The organism is Salinimicrobium sp. TIG7-5_MAKvit, assembly GCF_049569215.1.
GTDB lineage: Bacteria > Bacteroidota > Bacteroidia > Flavobacteriales > Flavobacteriaceae > Salinimicrobium > Salinimicrobium profundisediminis.
Window position 1 is genome coordinate 1,440,427 of the sequence record NZ_CP145903.1, and the last position, 17,496, is coordinate 1,457,922.

At 40.0% G+C, this 17,496-nt stretch carries 18 protein-coding genes and 2 tRNA genes; 10 read left to right on the plus strand and 10 right to left on the minus strand.

Annotation, left to right across the window (positions count from 1 at the left end; all coding sequences use genetic code 11):
* Positions 1 to 238: 238 nt before the first annotated feature.
* Positions 239 to 811 carry a thioredoxin family protein gene (locus V5739_RS06545; RefSeq protein WP_423820120.1) on the plus strand — a complete coding sequence of 191 codons (573 nt, stop codon included), beginning with the start codon at positions 239 to 241 and terminating at the stop codon, positions 809 to 811.
* Positions 812 to 921: 110 nt separating this feature from the next.
* Here the strand turns inward: V5739_RS06545 and V5739_RS06550 are convergent, their stop codons facing one another.
* The 8 genes from V5739_RS06550 to V5739_RS06585 all read right to left on the minus strand — a co-directional run bounded on the left by V5739_RS06550 (position 922) and on the right by V5739_RS06585 (position 8,088).
* A complete protein-coding gene (locus tag V5739_RS06550; protein ID WP_423820121.1) occupies positions 922 to 2,247 on the minus strand; it encodes an HTTM domain-containing protein in 1,326 nt (441 codons plus the stop codon).
* Positions 2,237 to 3,175 (minus strand): bifunctional riboflavin kinase/FAD synthetase, encoded by a 939-nt coding sequence (locus V5739_RS06555; protein ID WP_423820122.1) that lies wholly within the window; start codon positions 3,173 to 3,175, stop codon positions 2,237 to 2,239. The genes V5739_RS06550 and V5739_RS06555 overlap by 11 nt, the downstream gene beginning before the upstream one ends.
* 8 nt (positions 3,176 to 3,183) lie before the next feature.
* Positions 3,184 to 3,807 (minus strand): aminoacyl-tRNA hydrolase, encoded by a 624-nt coding sequence (gene pth / locus V5739_RS06560; protein ID WP_423820123.1) that lies wholly within the window; start codon positions 3,805 to 3,807, stop codon positions 3,184 to 3,186.
* A 75-nt stretch (positions 3,808 to 3,882) separates the two neighbouring features.
* Positions 3,883 to 4,509 carry a 50S ribosomal protein L25/general stress protein Ctc gene (locus tag V5739_RS06565; RefSeq protein ID WP_345599543.1) on the minus strand — a complete coding sequence of 209 codons (627 nt, stop codon included), beginning with the start codon at positions 4,507 to 4,509 and terminating at the stop codon, positions 3,883 to 3,885.
* 201 nt (positions 4,510 to 4,710) lie between these two features.
* Complete coding sequence (locus V5739_RS06570) at positions 4,711 to 5,652, minus strand: ribose-phosphate pyrophosphokinase (RefSeq protein WP_423820124.1); 942 nt, start codon at positions 5,650 to 5,652, stop codon at positions 4,711 to 4,713.
* Positions 5,653 to 5,794: 142 nt separating this feature from the next.
* Positions 5,795 to 7,051 (minus strand): hypothetical protein, encoded by a 1,257-nt coding sequence (locus V5739_RS06575; RefSeq protein ID WP_423820125.1) that lies wholly within the window; start codon positions 7,049 to 7,051, stop codon positions 5,795 to 5,797.
* Between the two features lie 2 nt (positions 7,052 to 7,053).
* Positions 7,054 to 7,596 carry an RNA polymerase sigma factor gene (locus V5739_RS06580; protein WP_266070088.1) on the minus strand — a complete coding sequence of 181 codons (543 nt, stop codon included), beginning with the start codon at positions 7,594 to 7,596 and terminating at the stop codon, positions 7,054 to 7,056.
* A 33-nt stretch (positions 7,597 to 7,629) separates the two neighbouring features.
* On the minus strand, positions 7,630 to 8,088 hold the full coding sequence (locus V5739_RS06585) for a hypothetical protein (protein ID WP_423820126.1): 459 nt from the start codon (positions 8,086 to 8,088) through the stop codon (positions 7,630 to 7,632).
* A 336-nt stretch (positions 8,089 to 8,424) separates the two neighbouring features.
* Between V5739_RS06585 and V5739_RS06590 the strand changes: the two genes are divergently transcribed.
* Both V5739_RS06590 and V5739_RS06595 read left to right on the plus strand, forming a co-directional pair.
* Positions 8,425 to 8,673, plus strand: coding sequence for a GIY-YIG nuclease family protein (locus V5739_RS06590; RefSeq protein WP_423820127.1), 249 nt, complete (start codon positions 8,425 to 8,427; stop codon positions 8,671 to 8,673).
* A 74-nt stretch (positions 8,674 to 8,747) separates the two neighbouring features.
* A tRNA-Leu gene (locus V5739_RS06595) sits at positions 8,748 to 8,829 on the plus strand.
* 474 nt (positions 8,830 to 9,303) lie between these two features.
* Here V5739_RS06595 and V5739_RS06600 read toward each other — a convergent pair.
* A tRNA-Phe gene (locus V5739_RS06600) sits at positions 9,304 to 9,388 on the minus strand.
* A gap of 11 nt (positions 9,389 to 9,399) precedes the next feature.
* Complete coding sequence (locus tag V5739_RS06605) at positions 9,400 to 11,919, minus strand: DEAD/DEAH box helicase (RefSeq protein ID WP_423820128.1); 2,520 nt, start codon at positions 11,917 to 11,919, stop codon at positions 9,400 to 9,402.
* Positions 11,920 to 12,631: 712 nt separating this feature from the next.
* Between V5739_RS06605 and V5739_RS06610 the strand changes: the two genes are divergently transcribed.
* The 7 genes from V5739_RS06610 (at position 12,632) to V5739_RS06640 (ending at position 17,439) form a co-directional block, all read left to right on the plus strand.
* On the plus strand, positions 12,632 to 12,778 hold the full coding sequence (locus tag V5739_RS06610) for a hypothetical protein (protein WP_423820129.1): 147 nt from the start codon (positions 12,632 to 12,634) through the stop codon (positions 12,776 to 12,778).
* Positions 12,779 to 12,855: 77 nt separating this feature from the next.
* On the plus strand, positions 12,856 to 13,212 hold the full coding sequence (locus V5739_RS06615; protein ID WP_423820130.1) for a single-stranded DNA-binding protein: 357 nt from the start codon (positions 12,856 to 12,858) through the stop codon (positions 13,210 to 13,212).
* A 75-nt stretch (positions 13,213 to 13,287) separates the two neighbouring features.
* Positions 13,288 to 13,668, plus strand: coding sequence for a DUF6876 family protein (locus V5739_RS06620; RefSeq protein WP_423820131.1), 381 nt, complete (start codon positions 13,288 to 13,290; stop codon positions 13,666 to 13,668).
* A gap of 22 nt (positions 13,669 to 13,690) precedes the next feature.
* Positions 13,691 to 13,888, plus strand: coding sequence for a hypothetical protein (locus V5739_RS06625; RefSeq protein ID WP_311686773.1), 198 nt, complete (start codon positions 13,691 to 13,693; stop codon positions 13,886 to 13,888).
* 537 nt (positions 13,889 to 14,425) lie between these two features.
* Positions 14,426 to 14,806: a BfmA/BtgA family mobilization protein gene (locus tag V5739_RS06630; protein WP_311686775.1), complete on the plus strand. Its 381-nt coding sequence runs from the start codon at positions 14,426 to 14,428 to the stop codon at positions 14,804 to 14,806.
* Between the two features lie 11 nt (positions 14,807 to 14,817).
* Complete coding sequence (gene mobB / locus V5739_RS06635; RefSeq protein ID WP_311686777.1) at positions 14,818 to 15,849, plus strand: MobB family relaxase; 1,032 nt, start codon at positions 14,818 to 14,820, stop codon at positions 15,847 to 15,849.
* Positions 15,850 to 15,858: 9 nt separating this feature from the next.
* Positions 15,859 to 17,439 (plus strand): type IV secretory system conjugative DNA transfer family protein, encoded by a 1,581-nt coding sequence (locus V5739_RS06640; RefSeq protein ID WP_311686779.1) that lies wholly within the window; start codon positions 15,859 to 15,861, stop codon positions 17,437 to 17,439.
* Positions 17,440 to 17,496: the final 57 nt, after the last annotated feature.

Below are 17,496 nucleotides of genomic sequence, written 5' to 3' on the forward strand. Positions count from 1 at the left end.
GAAAAGCAAAAGTAACAAAAGCCCTGTAAACAATTGATCTTCCAGCCAGAGAGATGACAAAAATGTTCGCTGTCTCCACAGAAGTTAATGGAGCCCCTGCCAGGACTGAAAAAAATTGCAATTCTGTTTAAATCATCCCTTGTTCTTTTACAGCCCATCCTATTAATTTTAGTATCTTTTATTCTTGGGAATCGACCTGTAGATCAAATTGAAATCATCTTAATATACGCCTGAAAATATGGACTTTAAGCAATACCAGAGTTATTTTGAAACTATAAAAAATACGCCTTTAGAGCAGCAGAATGCGCCTTACGATAATCCCGATTATCTCAATTACACAAAACTGAACTGGTCTCGTATGAACCGGTGGTTAAAAACGGGAGAAATAACAGAAGAGTTGAGAAATGCACTCCAGCAAATTTATGAGCCCCAACAGTGGATTGTTATCACGGAACCCTGGTGTGGAGACGCGGCACACATCACCCCGTTTCTTGAACTTGCGGGCCGTGAAAATCCTCTTGTAAGCGTCTCTTATGAACTAAGGGACAGCGCGCCTCACAGGATTGAAAATTACCGCACCAACGGCACGCTCTCTATACCAAAGCTTATCATTAAAGATGAGCATGGCGAAGATCTTAACGTTTGGGGCCCACGGCCCCTGGAATGCGTAAAATTGTTTGAAAGACTAAAAGCTGAGAACGCCGAAGCAGATAAAATAAAGGAGGAAATTCAGCAATGGTACAACTCGAACAAAGGCCTGGAAATTCAGAAAGAACTAGCTGTCTTGATCAGAGAGGCTGTATCAGCTTAATATTAAATAAAGCTGAAGTATTTCACCGGAGCCACTGAATTCGTCATGTGAGCTCCGGTTATTTTCGTGACAGATCAAATTTATTTTGATTAACACCGCAGGAATGCACCTTATTCTTTATCATCAACAAATGGCAATATCCAGTCATGATGCTCAAAGTGCTTCCATTCTTCGGCTGCGAGATCAACTTTAGGATCTATAAAGGGCTTGTAACGCCTCCTGTTTACACTTACCCTGCTGTCTACATACACCTCCACCTCTTTTCCTTCTAGTTCATATTCTTTTTCGAGGCGTTGGGCAAATTGCCAAATCATATCGGGTTTTGAGCCTAATGCACGCTGTTGTTTTGCTGAAAGATAATCTTCAGTTTTAATATAGATGGTATCCTGAGGCTTTGATTTATCTACCACTTTATAGCGAATCTGACCGGATTTTGACCTCAACATCATACGCCAGCTAAGACGATGACCTTCTTCGGTCCATAGCACATCATCCTTGAAGAACCAGTGCCTAACTGGCAACGCTGCCTGCACCAGCAGCCAAATCGCCATAAAACCTACGATCAAATCCCGGTTTTTGGGAACTTCTACTTCAGCTGCGGAATAATGTGGTTTCTTCCACAAGAAATACCTGTTGATATTTTCCGTAGAAAAAAAGAAGATAGTGAAAGCAAGAGCCAGATAGGGAAAAATCCCAATGTGGAAAATAAAGCTGTTGAAGAGATGGAAAAATACGGCAGCCAAAAATGCGAAAATCCGGGTGCGTTTCCAGAGCAGTAAAGGAATGATCAACAGGTCAAAAAAGAATCCGAACCAGGCGATGGTATGGTGTACCCAGGGCTGCTGAAGAAAATCTCCTACCATCCAGTAGTCTTTTCGGGCATCCATTAATATCGCAGGGAGCGTGGCATCAAACCAGTCGGGGTATATTTTGGCCACGGCGGCATAGGTATAAACGATAAACATTTGCACCACAAGCAAGACCCAAACCCAGCGTGGCATACTCAGCTTCTTTAACCCCGGATTCTTCCAGGCGTCAACCGAGGCGTACCTGTGCGCCGGGAGAAGGATCATGAGAAAACACAGCAGCATTAAGAGGTAGTAGTGATTGTTGTAGGAAGATTTCTGCATCAGGTAAACAGCGGCCCACATTATCGTGTACATAAAAATGCTAAACCGGTATTTAAAACCCAGCATCACGAAGATGCCAAACAAGCCCATAACAGCGTAATACCAGAGCATGCCATTACCCGGCAAAGGCTGCAGGAATTCGAAACCTATAAAATTAAAAGTGAAAGCGGGTTCAATAAACACTCTTTTTACCCAACCAGTAAAGATTGCACCAAAAGCCTCCATAGCAAGCAATACCCCAAAGAGTATCCTAAAAACAATAAGTGCAGAATTATCTATGCGGGTAAAAAGCCATTTATTGAGCATAATTATCACGTATAAATTGATAGCTTATAGCTTCGTCCTGTTTCATGGCCAGTTTTAATGCCTCTACCGACTCAAATTTCTTTTCATCCCTAATGCGCATAAGCATTTCTATAGAAAGCTGTTGCCCATACAGGTCTTTATCAAAATTAAAAAAGTTGGTTTCAATGGTTTTTTCGGTACCGCCTACAGTAGGATTGGTACCAATGCTCATCATCCCGTACACCATTTCTCCATCAATCACAGATCTTACTACATAAACCCCATTTTTAGGGATAAGCTTATAGTCTTCTTTAACTTCAAGATTGGCAGTAGGAAAAGAAAATTCTTTTCCAAGGCCTTTCCCTCTCACCACAGTTCCTGCCAGGGAAAATGGATAACTTAGGTAACGATTGGCCTTCTCTACCCTACCTTCCCGCAAGGCATTCCTTATTTTAGTAGAACTTACAGCTACATCTTCAACATCCTGCTTTGATATTTCTTCTACCTCAAAGTCATATTCTTCCCCAAAGGCTCTCAGGTCATTAATATCTGCTGTCCTATTGCGTCCAAATCGATGGTCATACCCAATAATCACTTTTTTGGATTTGAGTTTATTTACGAGCACGTCTCTCACAAATTCCCGGGCCGAAAGCCTGGAAAACTGCTGCGTGAACGGATGTACAATAAGATGGTCAATCCCGCTTTGCTCCAGGATATTCTTACGCTCTTCAATAGTATTGATAAGCTTTATATCGGCATCTTTTTGAAGTACCATCCTGGGATGCGGAAAAAAAGTGAGGATAGCCGATTCAAGATTGCCGGCCTTTGCTGTATTTACCAGCCTTTGAATAATTTTTTGATGCCCAATATGCACCCCGTCAAAAGTGCCTATTGTGACTACCGTATGATGGTTGCTGTTGAAAGCATGTGCTCCTTTGTGTTCTTTCAAGACTACTGCTATTTCCCGTTAAAGGTATTCATTGTATTATTTATGCCCGCCGTACCGAAGGATCTTATCACTTCAGCCGATTTTTCAAGTCTCTCGGGCAACTTTTTATTTTCTTCTTCATTCCATTCCCCCAGCACGTAATCTACCTGCCTGCCATGAGAAAATGCATCACTTATTCCGAAGCGAAAGCGATTGTAATTCGTTGTTCCCAATTGGGCCTGGATATCTTTCAAACCATTGTGGCCGCCATCGCTGCCCTTGGTCTTTACCCTTATAGTGCCAAAAGCAAGGTTGAGATCATCTGTAATTACCATTAAGTGCTCTAAGGGCACTTTTTCTTTTTGCAACCAGTAATTTACAGCTTTCCCGCTAAGGTTCATAAAGGTTGAAGGCTTAAGCAGTATAAAGGTGCGGCCCTTAAATTTATAGGTAGCCACATCCCCCAGTTTCTGGGATTCAAAAGTAAGTCCTTCTTTTTCGGCCAAAAAATCGAGTATTTTAAACCCAATGTTATGGCGGGTATTGTGGTACTTGGGGCCAATATTTCCCAGACCCACAATGAGAAATTTTTTCATAGGAGAAATTTCTTCTTTAGGTGTTTTAGCTAACAATCTTCCAAAAAAAGATAGCATGCGTGACTTTTTGGTAAAAATAAAAAAAGCATCCCGAACTGGGATGCTTTATATTTTGATAAGAAATCCTGAAGCTTATTCAGTTTCGTTAACTTCGGTTGCAGGCACTTCATCTGCTGCAGTTTCTTCTTCTTCATCATCGGTATCTGCGATGACATTACGAGAAGTTCTAACCTGGCAAACCACTGTGTTATCTGGGTGCATGATTTTGAACTCATCACTTTGTAAAGCAGTAACATACAATTTGTTACCAATTTTAAGGGAAGTAATATCGGCTTCGATAAAATCTGGAAGATTTCCTGGAAGACCTTTTACTCTCATGCGGCGAAGGTTAAATCTCAATACCCCACCATTTTTCACACCACGGGCAACACCTGTAGTATGTACAGGAATTTCCATAGTAATTTCTTTATCTTCAAAGATCTGGTAGAAATCGATATGCAAAATTGCATCGGTTACAGGGTGAAACTGGATATCCTGCAATACAGCATTAAATACCTCACCTCCCTGTAGCTTAATCTCTACAGTGTGAACATCTGGGGTGTAAACCAGGTCTTTAAAAGCAATCTCTTCTGCTGAAAAATGTAATGGCTCGTCTCCCCCGTATAATACGCAAGGAACCTGTCCAGCATTACGTAAGGCTTTTGTAGCTTTCTTGCCTACGCTTTCTCTTTTAGATCCGTTGATCGTAATTGATTTCATTGTTAAAAATTTTAGGCTGCAAAAGTAAATCTTTTTTTCAGCTAATAAAAGCTTAGGCCCTAATTATTTATAGCGAAAGATTCCTGGCAGCAAAAGCCGGATGTCAATAGACAGGAGTCGGGAGTCAAGACTTTTGAACCTCAGAAAACCCGTTCGTACTTCTACCTTCTAAAATCTAACTTCCGCAAATCTAACTTCCGTTTACATTATGAATTTTGAACTAATAGACCTGTTGTTGTGTACACGATTCATTACATCTGCAAACAAATCGGCACAGGTAACTACCCGTATCTTATCGCTTTTTTTCTTTAGCGGGATTGAATCAGTAACAATGAGTTCCATCAGTTTTGAATTCTCAATGCGTTCATAGGCTTCTCCAGAAAGTACAGGATGTGTACAAATAGCTCTTACACTAAGTGCCCCTCTTTCCATCATTAAATCGGCCGCTTTGCTCAATGTGCCTGCGGTATCTACCATATCATCTACGAGTACCACATTACGCCCTTCAACATTCCCAATCAATTCCATGTGGGAAATAACATTGGCCTTTACCCTTTGTTTGTAACAAATCACTACATCGCTCTCCATGGTTTTGGAATAGGCATAAGCTCTCTTGGAGCCTCCCATATCGGGTGAGGCAATAGTAAGGTTGTCAAGGTTAAGGCCACGCAGGTAAGGCAAAAACACGGTAGATGCAAACAGATGATCTACAGGTTTTTCAAAGAATCCCTGAATTTGATCGGCATGAAGGTCCATGGTGATAATTCGGGTAGCTCCGGCAGTTTCGAGCATTTTGGCAATAAGTTTTGCCGCAATAGGCACCCGCGGCTTATCTTTTCTATCCTGCCTGGCCCAGCCGTAATAAGGGATAACTGCTGTAATATGCCTTGCAGATGCTCTTTTGGCAGCATCTAGCATAAGTAACAGCTCCATAAGGTGATCAGACCCCGGGTGGGTAGACCCGATAATAAAAACTCTCGATCCTCTTACAGATTCTTCAAAAGAAGGTTGAAATTCGCCATCACTGTAAGTTGAAGTGATAACATTCCCCAATTTAGAGCCATAGGATTCGGCTATTTTCTCAGCCAAATCACGGCTTTGATTACAGGAAAAGATTTTTACTGCGGTAGAAACTTCAGGCATGTTGTGTTGTTTGTTGTTGCCTTGCAAATTTAGAAATTAATTCGTGGGTGAGAACCAGCAAATTTACTTTTTGAAAAATATTGAAGAAGGCTTTAGCAAGGAAAAGGTTAAAAAAAACTTGAGCAGACACCTATTAAACCGATTAGAATCTATAATTGAACCCGGAATACAATCCTAAAAAGTAAGGTTTTTGCCCGCCACTGTCTTTAAATGTGTTCATTTGAAATTTAACTACAGGCTCTACGCTAAGTTGCAGCTGCTTAGACAGGTTATACCCCAATCCCAGGCCTAAATTTGTGGTATAGCTGAGTTTATTCATTCGGTTTGCCCCTCCAAGATCGGCTTCTTCACCCGGAAGTGCCAGTAAAAGGTCATTTTCTTCAAGAAAAAGCACACTTGCGCCGCCTATAATTCCCAGTGAAAACTGGTCATCAAGCACTAAATACTCAAGCTCAAGAGGAACCTCCAAAAAGCCCATTTTTTGATGCAGCGTGCCGTATGAAGGTGAAGCAAGCGTAGTTGCATTCATCATTTTCAAGCCATAAGATGAAATTTTGGCGACCTCATTAAAAGAAACCTGCCGGGTATTGTATTCAAGGCTCACCTTGTTAATGCCGCCCCTAATGTTGATATTTTCAGAAACCGCATAAGCCACACTTACCCCGTAAGAAAAGGTCACTTCCCCCGCAGCTTCTTTTTCTGAAAAGCCTTTGTTCACAACGTTCCCGTTTCCGAAGTTATTAAAATACACAGGCGCCACCCTTGTACTCAGTTTAAATTTCTGCTGAAAATTGCCATTTTGGGAAGGTATTTCAGGCTCTTCCTCTTTAGACAGGCTCAACGCCGCAGCAAGTTCTTTTGTAGCGCCCGAACCCAGGATTTCTTCGGAAGTTTTCTCCTCAAGAACTTCTTTATTTTCTAAAACTTCAGCTACACCGGCCTCTTCTGTAACCTGCAACCCTCTACTGACAATTGCGTGGTTCCCTGAAGTATTTGTGTGCGCTTCAGCCTTAACTTCAGGTTTTACTTCAGCAGTGATTTGTTGTTTCTCCTGAAGCTCATGCTGTAAGATCAAGGCCTGTAAAAAAATTTGAGATTCCTTCATCACCTCCTGAAATTTTACTGAAGCATCTTCAGGCTCAAAACTGAATTCTCCGGACTCAAAAACAACCTGCACGCCTTTTTCTTTTTCAGGAAAAAAGGAACTTTTTGAAGAAAGCGTAAGAAGGAGTGCTACCGCGGCTGCCACTCCGCCAAGCTGCACCCAAATAGGAAGCAGCCTTCTTTTTGCCTTTTTTGGCGGGAGCTGTGATAGAATATTTTCCCAGGAATCTTGGGGCGGAGGCATTTTTGCCCCCTCAAAGCGACGCCGGTAAATTTTGTCGATGTCCTTTTCCATTTTCATATTGATTTAAGGAAATTCATCCGGTTGTGGCGCTTAATACGCTCTCTCAATTTGTAGCGGGCACGCGCGAGGTTGGATTTTGAAGTCCCTTCAGAAATCCCCAGCATTTTAGCGATCTCCTTGTGAGAATATTCTTCCATGACATAAAGGTTAAAGACGAGCCGGTATGCTTCGGGCAGTTCCTGGATTATTTTGATGAGAAAATCCAATGACAGGTTTTGGTCATCAAGATCTTCTTCAACTTCTTCAAAAATTTCGCCTGTAATACTAAGGTGAAACCCGTTCTTTTTGCTCTTTTTGATGGCGGTGTTAATGACCAGCCGCGTCATCCAGCCTTCAAAACTGCCTCTTCCGCTAAACTGGTCAATTTTCTGAAAAATTTTCACAAAGCAATCCTGCAGCAGGTCTTTTGCCTGCTCGTAATTCCCGGAATATTTAAGGCAGAGCACGAAGAGCTGTTCCGAGTATGTACGGTAAAGCTCCTCCTGCGCCTTTCTATCCTGTTGTTTACAAAGCCGAACTAGTTCCTTTAGACCCACAGGAGATTTATGTTGGTTCTTTAATGCTCAAATTTATTCCTCGGGAGTGGTAGGCTCTTCTTCGCCAACAGGCACAACTACCTCATTATAGACGCTTTTGCCGTCTACATCAACCCCTGTCCAAAGATAAAAAGTATAAGGTTCATCACCTTCAATTCTCATGGAAAAAGACCCTTCTACTTCAAGATTATCATCTTCGAGGTTACAGGTAGTTTGATTTGCAGGGCGCGAGGCCACACCTGCCACGTAAATTTTCCTTCTTTCGACTTCTCCGCTCCCTTCTCTCATTGCCTGAACACCAATCCCTGTATGGCAGGCATCTGGAAGTAGATAGGTTATCTTGAAATCATAGAGTTTGCCTTCTTCAAAAGACTCGGGAAGCGTGGTGTCAACTACTTCAGCAATAACCTGTACAGTTCCGGGACCGTCGTCATCAATTTCACAAGCGGTTAACGATAAAGCTGCAATGAATAAGAAAAGAAATTTTTTCATGTTTTGTGTTTTTAATTGTTATTTACCCTTATGACCTTCAATTTCTAAAAGGTTGCGTATTATTTTTAAAAAAATTCCTGGTCACAATTTTAAGAGCATATTTTCGCGGTTGTTCTCGCGCATTCTTTCTGAAAAACCAAAAAACCTGCTCCCAAAATGGCATTTTAGAGTACCTGACTGTTCATTTTGAACGATATAGTTTTTTTGCCTGCAACTTTTTTACCAGAAATCTATTTGCTTAAACCAAAAATTATTACTTTTGCCTCCCGTTTGCCTTGGTGGCGGAATTGGTAGACCTGCCTGCCGGCAGGCAGGCGCGCTGGAAAAGTTCTTTAAATGTTTTATGTTTATGCTCTCTCTAGTCTTGAAGAGAATTATATTTATGTAGGTTTGACTTCAGATTTAAACAGAAGATTTGAACAACATAATTCTGGAAAAGAAAGGACAACGAGAAAATTTAGACCATTTAAGCTAATTTTTTCCGAAATTTGCAGTTCTCGAACAGAGGCCAGAATTCGGGAAAAGTACTGGAAATCTGGCATAGGAAAAGAAAAGCTAAGGAAACTTAGAAGTAATATAAATTAGAATGAAGCCTTGGTGGCGGAATTGGTAGACGCGCTGGATTCAAAATCCAAATTTAGAAAGGCGCAAAATGATATGCCGAAGTGGTGGAATGGTAGACACGAAGGATTCAAAATCCTTTGCTGATAAGGCGTGAGGGTTCGAGTCCCTCCTTCGGTACGAAAAAAGCTGAGATGAAAATCTCGGCTTTTTTTATGACTTGGTACAACATAGGTACAACATTTTGCTATTTTTCTTCTTGGCTTTAAGTTTGATCTGTTTTGCTATTAAAAGCTAATAAATGCTATTTTCACAGCCTTTGTGTAGTAAGATCTGGTATTCATAATCCCCCTTTTAGCACATTTCCCTGCATTCTGCAGAAAAAGCTCCATATCGGGCAAAGAGCGGATCATCCCTAATTGTTGTGTTTATGCAAAATTGTAGGAAGAACAGGTCTAATTATCTTACAAAAAGATAATTCTGTTTAATAATTCATCTGAAACATTCCTTTTCCAAAAATGTTATAAAACCCAAAAGGTGAGTCATAATTATTCCTAAGGATTAAATAAAAAACGGTTTTTTCAATATTTTACGGTCTTGAATTAACCAACAAGCCCGCAACAGAAGCTGCGGGCTATAATACTTACGTATTTGCGGATAGAGGGAGATTCGAACTCCCGGTACAGTTCCCCGTACGCCTGATCTTCAATCAGGTGCCTTAGACCACTCGACCACCTATATTTTAAAAGATTATCCCTTTTTAGAAATTACAGGTTTTAAGAAACTTTTCAAAAAACCGTTTGTTGTTAAATTGTGTGTGCCCAATAAGTTAGCTATTTCTTTAGTACTAGTTGCCGTGAAACCTGAATTATTGATTCCGTCAACAAATCTTCTAAGATTATCTTTTAATAAATTTAATGATTCTTCATCAATCACTCGTGTATTTTCACTAGTATTTACATTCCATCCTTTTATATTTGGAGGTTGAATGGTAACCAAATTAAAATTTGCAGCACCCCCATAGAGTTTTTTAAACCATTCACCTGAACCTAACAATTGATTAATATTATCTCTGGTGATTTCATCGTGTATGGCTCTAGACTTGGCTTCTAAAACGAGGTAATGATTTCCAGTCATCACCCATAGTACATCAGGGCCATTTCCAAATTCCGCTTCGGGTTCCTGAGTATAAAAACCTATAAGCCTACCAATTTCAGCAAAGGCATTCTCAAATTTCGTATGAGGTATATCTTGACTAAATTGAAGATTTTCCAATAAGGTTTCAAAATACATTTTAAAGTCTTGGGAAGTCTCAAATTGCTTGATAAAATTTAAAACTTGAGATGCCTGCTCTTCACTAGCCATAATTTTCGTATAACTATGTCCATTTTTTGATTGCAGCATATGGGAAGTTGTTTGTGCTGCTTTAATTTGAAGGTCATTTGATTTTGGTGCATTATCTAAGTGAAGATAATTAGCTGCTTTTTCAAAATACCAGCCCTTCTGCTTGTCGGTTAATTCTACAGTATCTACTATTTTATCTAGAATTAACTTTGATGCACCTTCATAATCTCTTCTTCTATAATTTTCGATTGCTTGTGACTCAAAATCTGCAATTTCTAAATTCTTTATGATTCGGTCATCAGTTTTGTCAACGTCAACTTTCGATAATATTTCTGAATGATATTCCCTCCAACTCATATCTTGAACGAGACATAGGTTGGCGGTATCCTTAATCGTATTCAAAGATTTATCAGTAGATTCGTCATCAAGAAGCGATAAACCAAGTTTCAATTGCTTGCGTGTAACTGGTGTAAAATATTGTAAGTTGGATTTATTGCCTACAAATTGGAGCAAGTCTTTACCCATTAAATAAACTGCGCAATAATCACTACCTGATCTTACAGCTCTACCAAGTCCTTGTTCTATTATCTGTGCTTTCAAAGAAGCCTTAACGGATTCTAACCGTAATTCGGCATAAAGTTGCTCATAAGAGCTGAATGAGGGATAGCCGTCTAAAATTAAAACGCGGCACATATCACCATTCAAGTCAACACCATCATAACGATTTACTAAAACATAGAACAACCCTTTCTCAGTTCTTAATTTAGCGATTTCTTCATTTATGTTATCATTTTCGATTATCTCCGCTCCAAAATCTTCCCATTTGGTTGCTCTATTTGATGAAGGCGTCAATACCATTACATTTATTCCAGATTCTGAATATTCCTTGGCCAAAGACATAATTTGCTCATCTGTTATTCTTGAATCAAATCTTTGAGGAGCGAGGATCAATCTTTGCCCAACATCCTTACGATCTTTAGGAATCAAGGCATTCTTTATACTATTAATATTAATACCTAAATCTTTAATTAAATCAATCTGATCTTCAAATGTAGCAGATAAAATATATCTATGTTTGGCCTCATTAAAAGCTCTAACATTATGAAATGGCACATAGGATGGTGCGATCTCAATTCCTTTGGGTCCGACATAACAATCGTAAGATTTCAAGTCGTCAGCTATTAAACCCCATTTGAACATAAGCTCTCTATCTTCACTGAAACTGCCTATGAGTTTTATTAACTCATCAATACGCGTTAGCCAAGCCCAATAAGGAACTTTAAGTATCTTGGCATACGGATCACCTTGAATCAGTCGATGATAAGTTCCTGGGGCTTGGTATTTCAGCTCTTCTTGAAATAACTTCAGTAACCTATCTGCCAAGTCGTGATTGAAAGGTATATATAATGTAGTTGCTTCTCTAGCTTTGTCTAGACAGACGTGGGCATCATCAAGGACGATTGAACCAACGTCAATATTATCCCTTTCAAATATAGAACGGGAATTGAACAATTTTTGGAACGTGCATAATAAGATGGCTTTTGAATTTAAGAAGTCATCAGGAAAAACACTTCTTTGCCCGTGATATTCAATTTCACAAACAGGTATTCCATATAGATCCGCTTGCAACTTTGCCTGTTCTAATAGTTGTTTGTCTGGACAGAGATACAAACTTGGACCGACTCCTTCAATCATTTTTGAGTATAACATCAATAGGCTTACAAGAGTTTTTCCTGATCCTGTATTCATTTTACACAAAACATCTCGTTGATCCCTTATGCTATGCCAAGAATTTAACACCTCTTCTTGTATGCCTCTTAGGTATGCGTATCCCTCCTTATGGAATAAATTTTGAAATAATTCTATTGGTTCAAAATTTAATTCCTTTGGAGATGTGTCTTCTAGTTTTTTCTTAAATATATTCATCTATAGCTTTATTTTTTTATTATGATTTGATTAACAAATATCTTAAAAATCTATTGACTGATAGACACACCAATCTTCAATTAGTTAATGAGTTGGAATGAACGCTATGTTTTTCACGTTATTCAGCCCATTCCCCTGCATTCCGCAGAAAAAGCTGCATTTCGGGAAAAGCGCTTCATTACAAAGGTCTTGGACACAACTCCAAAGCTTCCGATTCCCATTCCACTTGCCCGCTCATTCCCTAGAAAATTCGGGAAGCGGCCAAACTCCATTCCAATCTACACCTTTGAAGTCAAGTCCGCTTTAAATCCTACTTCAAGAGGATAATCCGTTTTCATAACCCGGTCAGCACATTGCCGCTCCATTCCGCGAAAAGCTGCATTCCGGGCAAAGCACTTCCCTGTAAAGGTCTTGGACACAACTCTAAAGATTCCGATGTCCATTACGTTAACCCTGCCTGAAAAACGGCAGAAACACTTCATTCCCAATCTACATCTTTAAAGTTAAGTCCGCCTGATAGGAATTCCATTTTATCATTTAGTCCCGCTTCCTATGTTTTTGTACTTCACAAAAGGCATTTAGACCTACTCCCGAGCCACCGCTGTCCCAACCGGTTTTTTGTAGGCAAAATACCAACAGTTGGAAGTTAAACGGAGTGCATAACCGGTCGTGCCTCCCTTTTATAACTCCTTATTAATTCCAACTATTGAAAATGTATCAGCAACAAAAAAAGGTAACAGCGGACGGCTCTATGGGAAGTAAATCTAAACCGAATATTATGAAATCTTACAAAAACATCAAAAAGGAAGCGGGACTAAAAAAAACAAAAAAAGGAAAACGCTCTGGATATAATAAGTAAATCACTTCAAAAAAATATAAACGCAAACTATCTGAATGGTTCGGGTAGCATTTTAATTAATCTTTAAATCTTTTATTATGAGTACTTTAAAAAATCACGTACAGTTAATCGGAAACGTTGGCCAAGAGCCACAGATCACGAACCTTGAAAGCGGTAAAAAGGTAGCCCGTCTTTCACTCGCCACAAACGAGTATTACAAAGATGCCAAGGGCGAAAAAGTCCAAAGTACAGAATGGCACACGATTGTAGCTTGGGGCAAAACTGCCGAAATCATCGAGAAGTATGCCGGAAAGGGCAAGGAAATCAGGGTAACCGGAAAATTGAAATCCCGAAGCTACGAGGACAAGGACGGTATCAAAAGATATGTTACCGAAGTAGAAGCCAATGAAATCCTTTTGTTGGGAACTAAGAACGGCAATAATTCAGCCGAGTAATCTAATATTAAAGAGGGCGTTTCCGTCTAAAGTAGCGCCCTCTTTTTCATTATCAATTCTTTAAATGAAATTAATATGAAAGCACAAGTTAACGAAATCAAAGAGGGATTACAACATTTTCACGGGTCGGAAACCGTGTTTCAAATCCCATTATTAAGAACCCGATACACCAACGGACTAAAATATTTGGCGGAAGCTGCGGAATGTTTTTGGCTGATTACCGATACCTCGGCATTTGCCAAAACCTTGATGGATAAAAGCTATTTTGTAACCATCGACTTTAAAAGGCTGTCCAAGGAAAAACAGGATTATTCTGGGTACGAAGCCGAAATAACGTACAGCGATGGAAACGGGAACATTTTTGAAACCCACCGATACAATGTAACGGATTTTCCATTGGATGAACTGCGGTTATTTTTTGTGGATAATACGTTGATGCTGCCGAGCGAATATTAACCCTTTCAAAAACCTAAAAATTATGATTTATCTGAATTTTTCAGACCTGAACGGGGAAGCCCAAGAACGCCTTTTGGAAAGTTCAAAAAAAGATGTGGAACAAAAATTTGGCGATGATATCCGAAACTATGCAAAGGAACATTGCGCCAATTTTGAGGTGATGATTGAAGAAGAAGCATTGCGGAATTTATACAGTTATACCTATATGTTTAATATTTGAAAAATCATCAAAATAAAAATTGCATACCTGAATTATCAGGGATAACAACTAAAAAGGGAAAATTCGCTGTTACCTGAATTTTCCCTTTGTTATTTAGACCTTGTAGGCCTACTGTTTAAATTTAATGCTTTTTCTAAAAACAGAAGCTATTTTTTTAAGAAAATTAAATCCTATAAGTTGAAAAATACCTATCTTTATTTCGCTGAAATTCAGCATTCAATTTTACGTAGGGGTATCCATTTTTTGACTTTCGCCGATAACCCTGCCCATCGAAAAATTACATAACGGGAAATCTTTTCCCTGAAATTGGCAATTGGCTTTTAGCCAAATTGTACGAAATTTTTGTTCGCCCGGGGCGAACGAAAAGGAGTAGCAAGAGGGTAACACGCGATGCGATGTTAAGCACTCCTACTCCTTGTTAATCACTTGATTTTTAGTTGTTTAAAAATCAAGTGATTGTTTAGATTTCTACAATTTGCGACAAATGCCCTTCAAGCGCCCATTTTTAGAGAAGGATTTGCGACAAATCGGCGAATTATGGACTCATTTATCGGCATTAGATTCAAAAAGGAAACCGCCAAGCGTTTCCAGCAATTTTCAAGAACACACTTCAAATCGCACACCGAGGCAATGGCTGTGATGCTCGATTTTTTCTTCTACAACGAGATATCCCCACGGGAAAAACTGGGCCCGACCGGAAGGACGATTGAGGCCAATTTAAAGAAACGGATCAATGCGGTAATTGCCATAATGCGGGATATGGAAAAGACCCAGACGAAACCCACCGTGGCGATGATCGAATCCCTTTTCCAGACCGAAGAACCCAAAAAGAAACCCCTAATCTTAGAGAAGAAATTTGTGGAAGAAAAGCCGAAAGTAAAATTTCAAGAAAAACAAAACCACAACAACGAACTCTAAATCTTTGAGCTATGTACATCACAATCACACCTCAAAAACTGGGTGGGAACTATTCCCAAAGTTCGGCAGATTTTGTGGACTATCTGGAGAAGGAAAATCAAAGTCTGGAACAGGAAGATATGGAACACTTTTTCAACCAATATGGCTATGAATTTTCAGCGGAAGAAGTGGTAAAGGATATTGACGGAAACGGTGCCAAACTGAAAAAGAAAGAGCCGAAATTCTATTCGATCACGGTCAGTCCATCGAAGTATGAATTAAACAGATTGCAGAACAGCAGTGAAGATTTAAAAAAGTACACCCGTGAGCTGATGAAGGATTATGTGGCATCGTTCAACCGGGAAATCAATGGGCGAACCGTGACCATCGATGACATTAAATACTATGCAAAAATTGAGCACCAACGAACCTTTAAGGGAACGGACAGACAGATCAAAGAAAACCAACCTTTTGCCACCAAAATATTGCACCTAAAAAATGAGATCAGAAGTATTGAAAGCGGCTCGATGGAAGGAAGTGTTGGGAAGCGGGAACGGGAAATCGCAAAATTGGAAAAGCAAGCACCGCATCAACAGGATGGCAAACGGATCGTTCAAGGGGTGCCCAAGGCCGGAAGCCAAAGCCATATCCATATTATCGTAAGCCGCAAGGATGCATCCAATTCGTTCAGTCTTTCGCCCGGGAGTAAATACAAAGCTTCCGATGTTGAGATGAGAGGGAAACAAGTTAAACGAGGTTTTGACCGGGATAAATTTTTTGAAAATGCCGAAAAGACCTTTGACAGGACGTTTGGCTACCAAAGGAATTTTGCGGAAACCTACAAGGCGCGAAAGGATTTTATTAAAAGTCCTAAAATCTATTTTGCTTCTTTGATGAAATTGCCCACCAACGAAAAGGCAATAGCCTTCAAACTGATGCGGGAAACGGGCATCCCGATAATGCCAAGCATCCCGACCAACCAGGCGCAGCTTGCCCTAAAGGTTTTCAATAAGCTGCGCAAAGGTTTGGACGTGGCCATCAAATCAAGTTCCATCGGAATCTAAATTTTTGTTATGCAACTGGACAACCTTACAACGATACTCTCAATCATTGGTTTAACAAGTATCTTATTTTATATGGGGTACAAAGTGACGCGTTATGCCTTTATTTTAAACGTGGTTTTGCTTGGAGCTTTGGTATTTTGCCTATCGAATAGCAATGACTTAATCTCGATTTCATTGGTGCTGGTCTGTCCGCTGATGCTAATTAATACAGGAATGTACGTTTTCTTGCACAGTACCGATGAGCCAAAAAATGTCGAGGGCAAGTATCGTGTAAGTTTTGCCACTAGGAATGGAAATTTTAAACTGGAAAACGTAAAACGTGGGGCATCCATCATAGGATCCGCTGGAAGCGGTAAGACGGAAAGCGTGGTGTATGGTTTTTTAAGGCATTTTCAAAAAGAAGGATTTTGCGGGATCATTCACGACTATAAGGATTTTGAGCTGACGGAAATAGCCTATCCGCTGTTCAAGGATAGCAATATCCCTTTTAAGGTTATTTCCTTTGATAAAATCATCCACAGGGTAAATCCTATTGCCCCACGATATTTAGAGAACGAGGAAAGCGTAAACGAGGTTTCCCGGGTGCTGATCGAGAACCTTTTGGAACAGAGGGAATCCGGCACGAGCGGCACGACTAAATTTTTTAATGATGCAGCTGAAGGGTTAATTGGCGGATTAATTTGGAAACTGAAAACATCCTATCCGAAATTCTGTACCCTTCCACATTTGATTGCGATTTATCAATATCTGGATACGGACAGCCTGATCCAGTTTTTGGAAACCAATACGACATCACGGGCAATGGCAGATGCCTTTATTAGCGGCAAGGATTCGGAACGGCAGACCGCAGGGGTAAAAAGCACCTTGGCCAATGCACTAAAACGGATAAGCACCCAACGCATCTTTATGGCTTTGTCCGCAGATGAAGTGCCGCTTAATATTAATAATCCAGAAAATCCCGCCGTAATTTCTGTGGTGAACAACCCGAAATTTGAAACTTCATATTCGCCCGTTATCGCGACTATTATTCATACCATCACCAAACAAATGAGCGTGCGGAATTCAAAACCCTCTTTCCTGTTGATGGAAGAAGCGCCGACCATACGCTTATTGAATATGCACCGTATTCCGGCAACATTGCGGAGCTATAATATTTCTACGGTCTATGTGATGCAGGACAAGATCCAGAACGATATGATGTACGGCGATAAGGCGAGCAAGGCCATATTGAGCAATTTATCCTACCAGTTTTTTGGCAAGGTCAATGATCCGGACACCGCCAAATACTACGAACGTTTTTTTGAAATCATCAAAGATCCAACCAAAAGTGTGAGCCGCGGTCATAATCTGGATTTTGATACCCGAATTACCACCGGAGAAAAGGAAATCCCTAAAATAAGAGCAGATGTTTTTTTTCGTTTGAAACAGGGCGAGTTTATCACTTATGCAGATGGAAAGGATAAAAAGGTGCAGTTTAGATTGTCCGAAATTCAACGGCAACTTCCTGAAGAATCCAAGCAATTTTCTCAGGCTGATTTATCTACTAATTTTGATAGGATATATGATGAGGCGCGGTCGATATTTACATAACATTTTATTTTATGAACCGATTGAATTATTTCTTAAAGATGGGTATAAACTGGTGTT

What these genes read in the sequence shown, in the direction of transcription:
- V5739_RS06615 (WP_423820130.1), top strand. Translation starts at nt 12,856, where the DNA reads ATGAGTACTTTAAAAAATCACGTACAGTTAATCGGAAACGTTGGCCAA.
- V5739_RS06605 (WP_423820128.1), bottom strand. Translation starts at nt 11,919, where the DNA reads ATGAATATATTTAAGAAAAAACTAGAAGACACATCTCCAAAGGAATTA.
- V5739_RS06640 (WP_311686779.1), top strand. Translation starts at nt 15,859, where the DNA reads ATGCAACTGGACAACCTTACAACGATACTCTCAATCATTGGTTTAACA.
- mobB (WP_311686777.1), top strand. Translation starts at nt 14,818, where the DNA reads ATGTACATCACAATCACACCTCAAAAACTGGGTGGGAACTATTCCCAA.
- V5739_RS06575 (WP_423820125.1), bottom strand. Translation starts at nt 7,051, where the DNA reads ATGGAAAAGGACATCGACAAAATTTACCGGCGTCGCTTTGAGGGGGCA.
- V5739_RS06570 (WP_423820124.1), bottom strand. Translation starts at nt 5,652, where the DNA reads ATGCCTGAAGTTTCTACCGCAGTAAAAATCTTTTCCTGTAATCAAAGC.
- V5739_RS06610 (WP_423820129.1), top strand. Translation starts at nt 12,632, where the DNA reads ATGTATCAGCAACAAAAAAAGGTAACAGCGGACGGCTCTATGGGAAGT.
- V5739_RS06625 (WP_311686773.1), top strand. Translation starts at nt 13,691, where the DNA reads ATGATTTATCTGAATTTTTCAGACCTGAACGGGGAAGCCCAAGAACGC.
- pth (WP_423820123.1), bottom strand. Translation starts at nt 3,807, where the DNA reads ATGCTATCTTTTTTTGGAAGATTGTTAGCTAAAACACCTAAAGAAGAA.
- V5739_RS06545 (WP_423820120.1), top strand. Translation starts at nt 239, where the DNA reads ATGGACTTTAAGCAATACCAGAGTTATTTTGAAACTATAAAAAATACG.
- V5739_RS06565 (WP_345599543.1), bottom strand. Translation starts at nt 4,509, where the DNA reads ATGAAATCAATTACGATCAACGGATCTAAAAGAGAAAGCGTAGGCAAG.
- V5739_RS06630 (WP_311686775.1), top strand. Translation starts at nt 14,426, where the DNA reads ATGGACTCATTTATCGGCATTAGATTCAAAAAGGAAACCGCCAAGCGT.
- V5739_RS06620 (WP_423820131.1), top strand. Translation starts at nt 13,288, where the DNA reads ATGAAAGCACAAGTTAACGAAATCAAAGAGGGATTACAACATTTTCAC.
- V5739_RS06550 (WP_423820121.1), bottom strand. Translation starts at nt 2,247, where the DNA reads ATGCTCAATAAATGGCTTTTTACCCGCATAGATAATTCTGCACTTATT.
- V5739_RS06590 (WP_423820127.1), top strand. Translation starts at nt 8,425, where the DNA reads ATGTTTTATGTTTATGCTCTCTCTAGTCTTGAAGAGAATTATATTTAT.
- V5739_RS06585 (WP_423820126.1), bottom strand. Translation starts at nt 8,088, where the DNA reads ATGAAAAAATTTCTTTTCTTATTCATTGCAGCTTTATCGTTAACCGCT.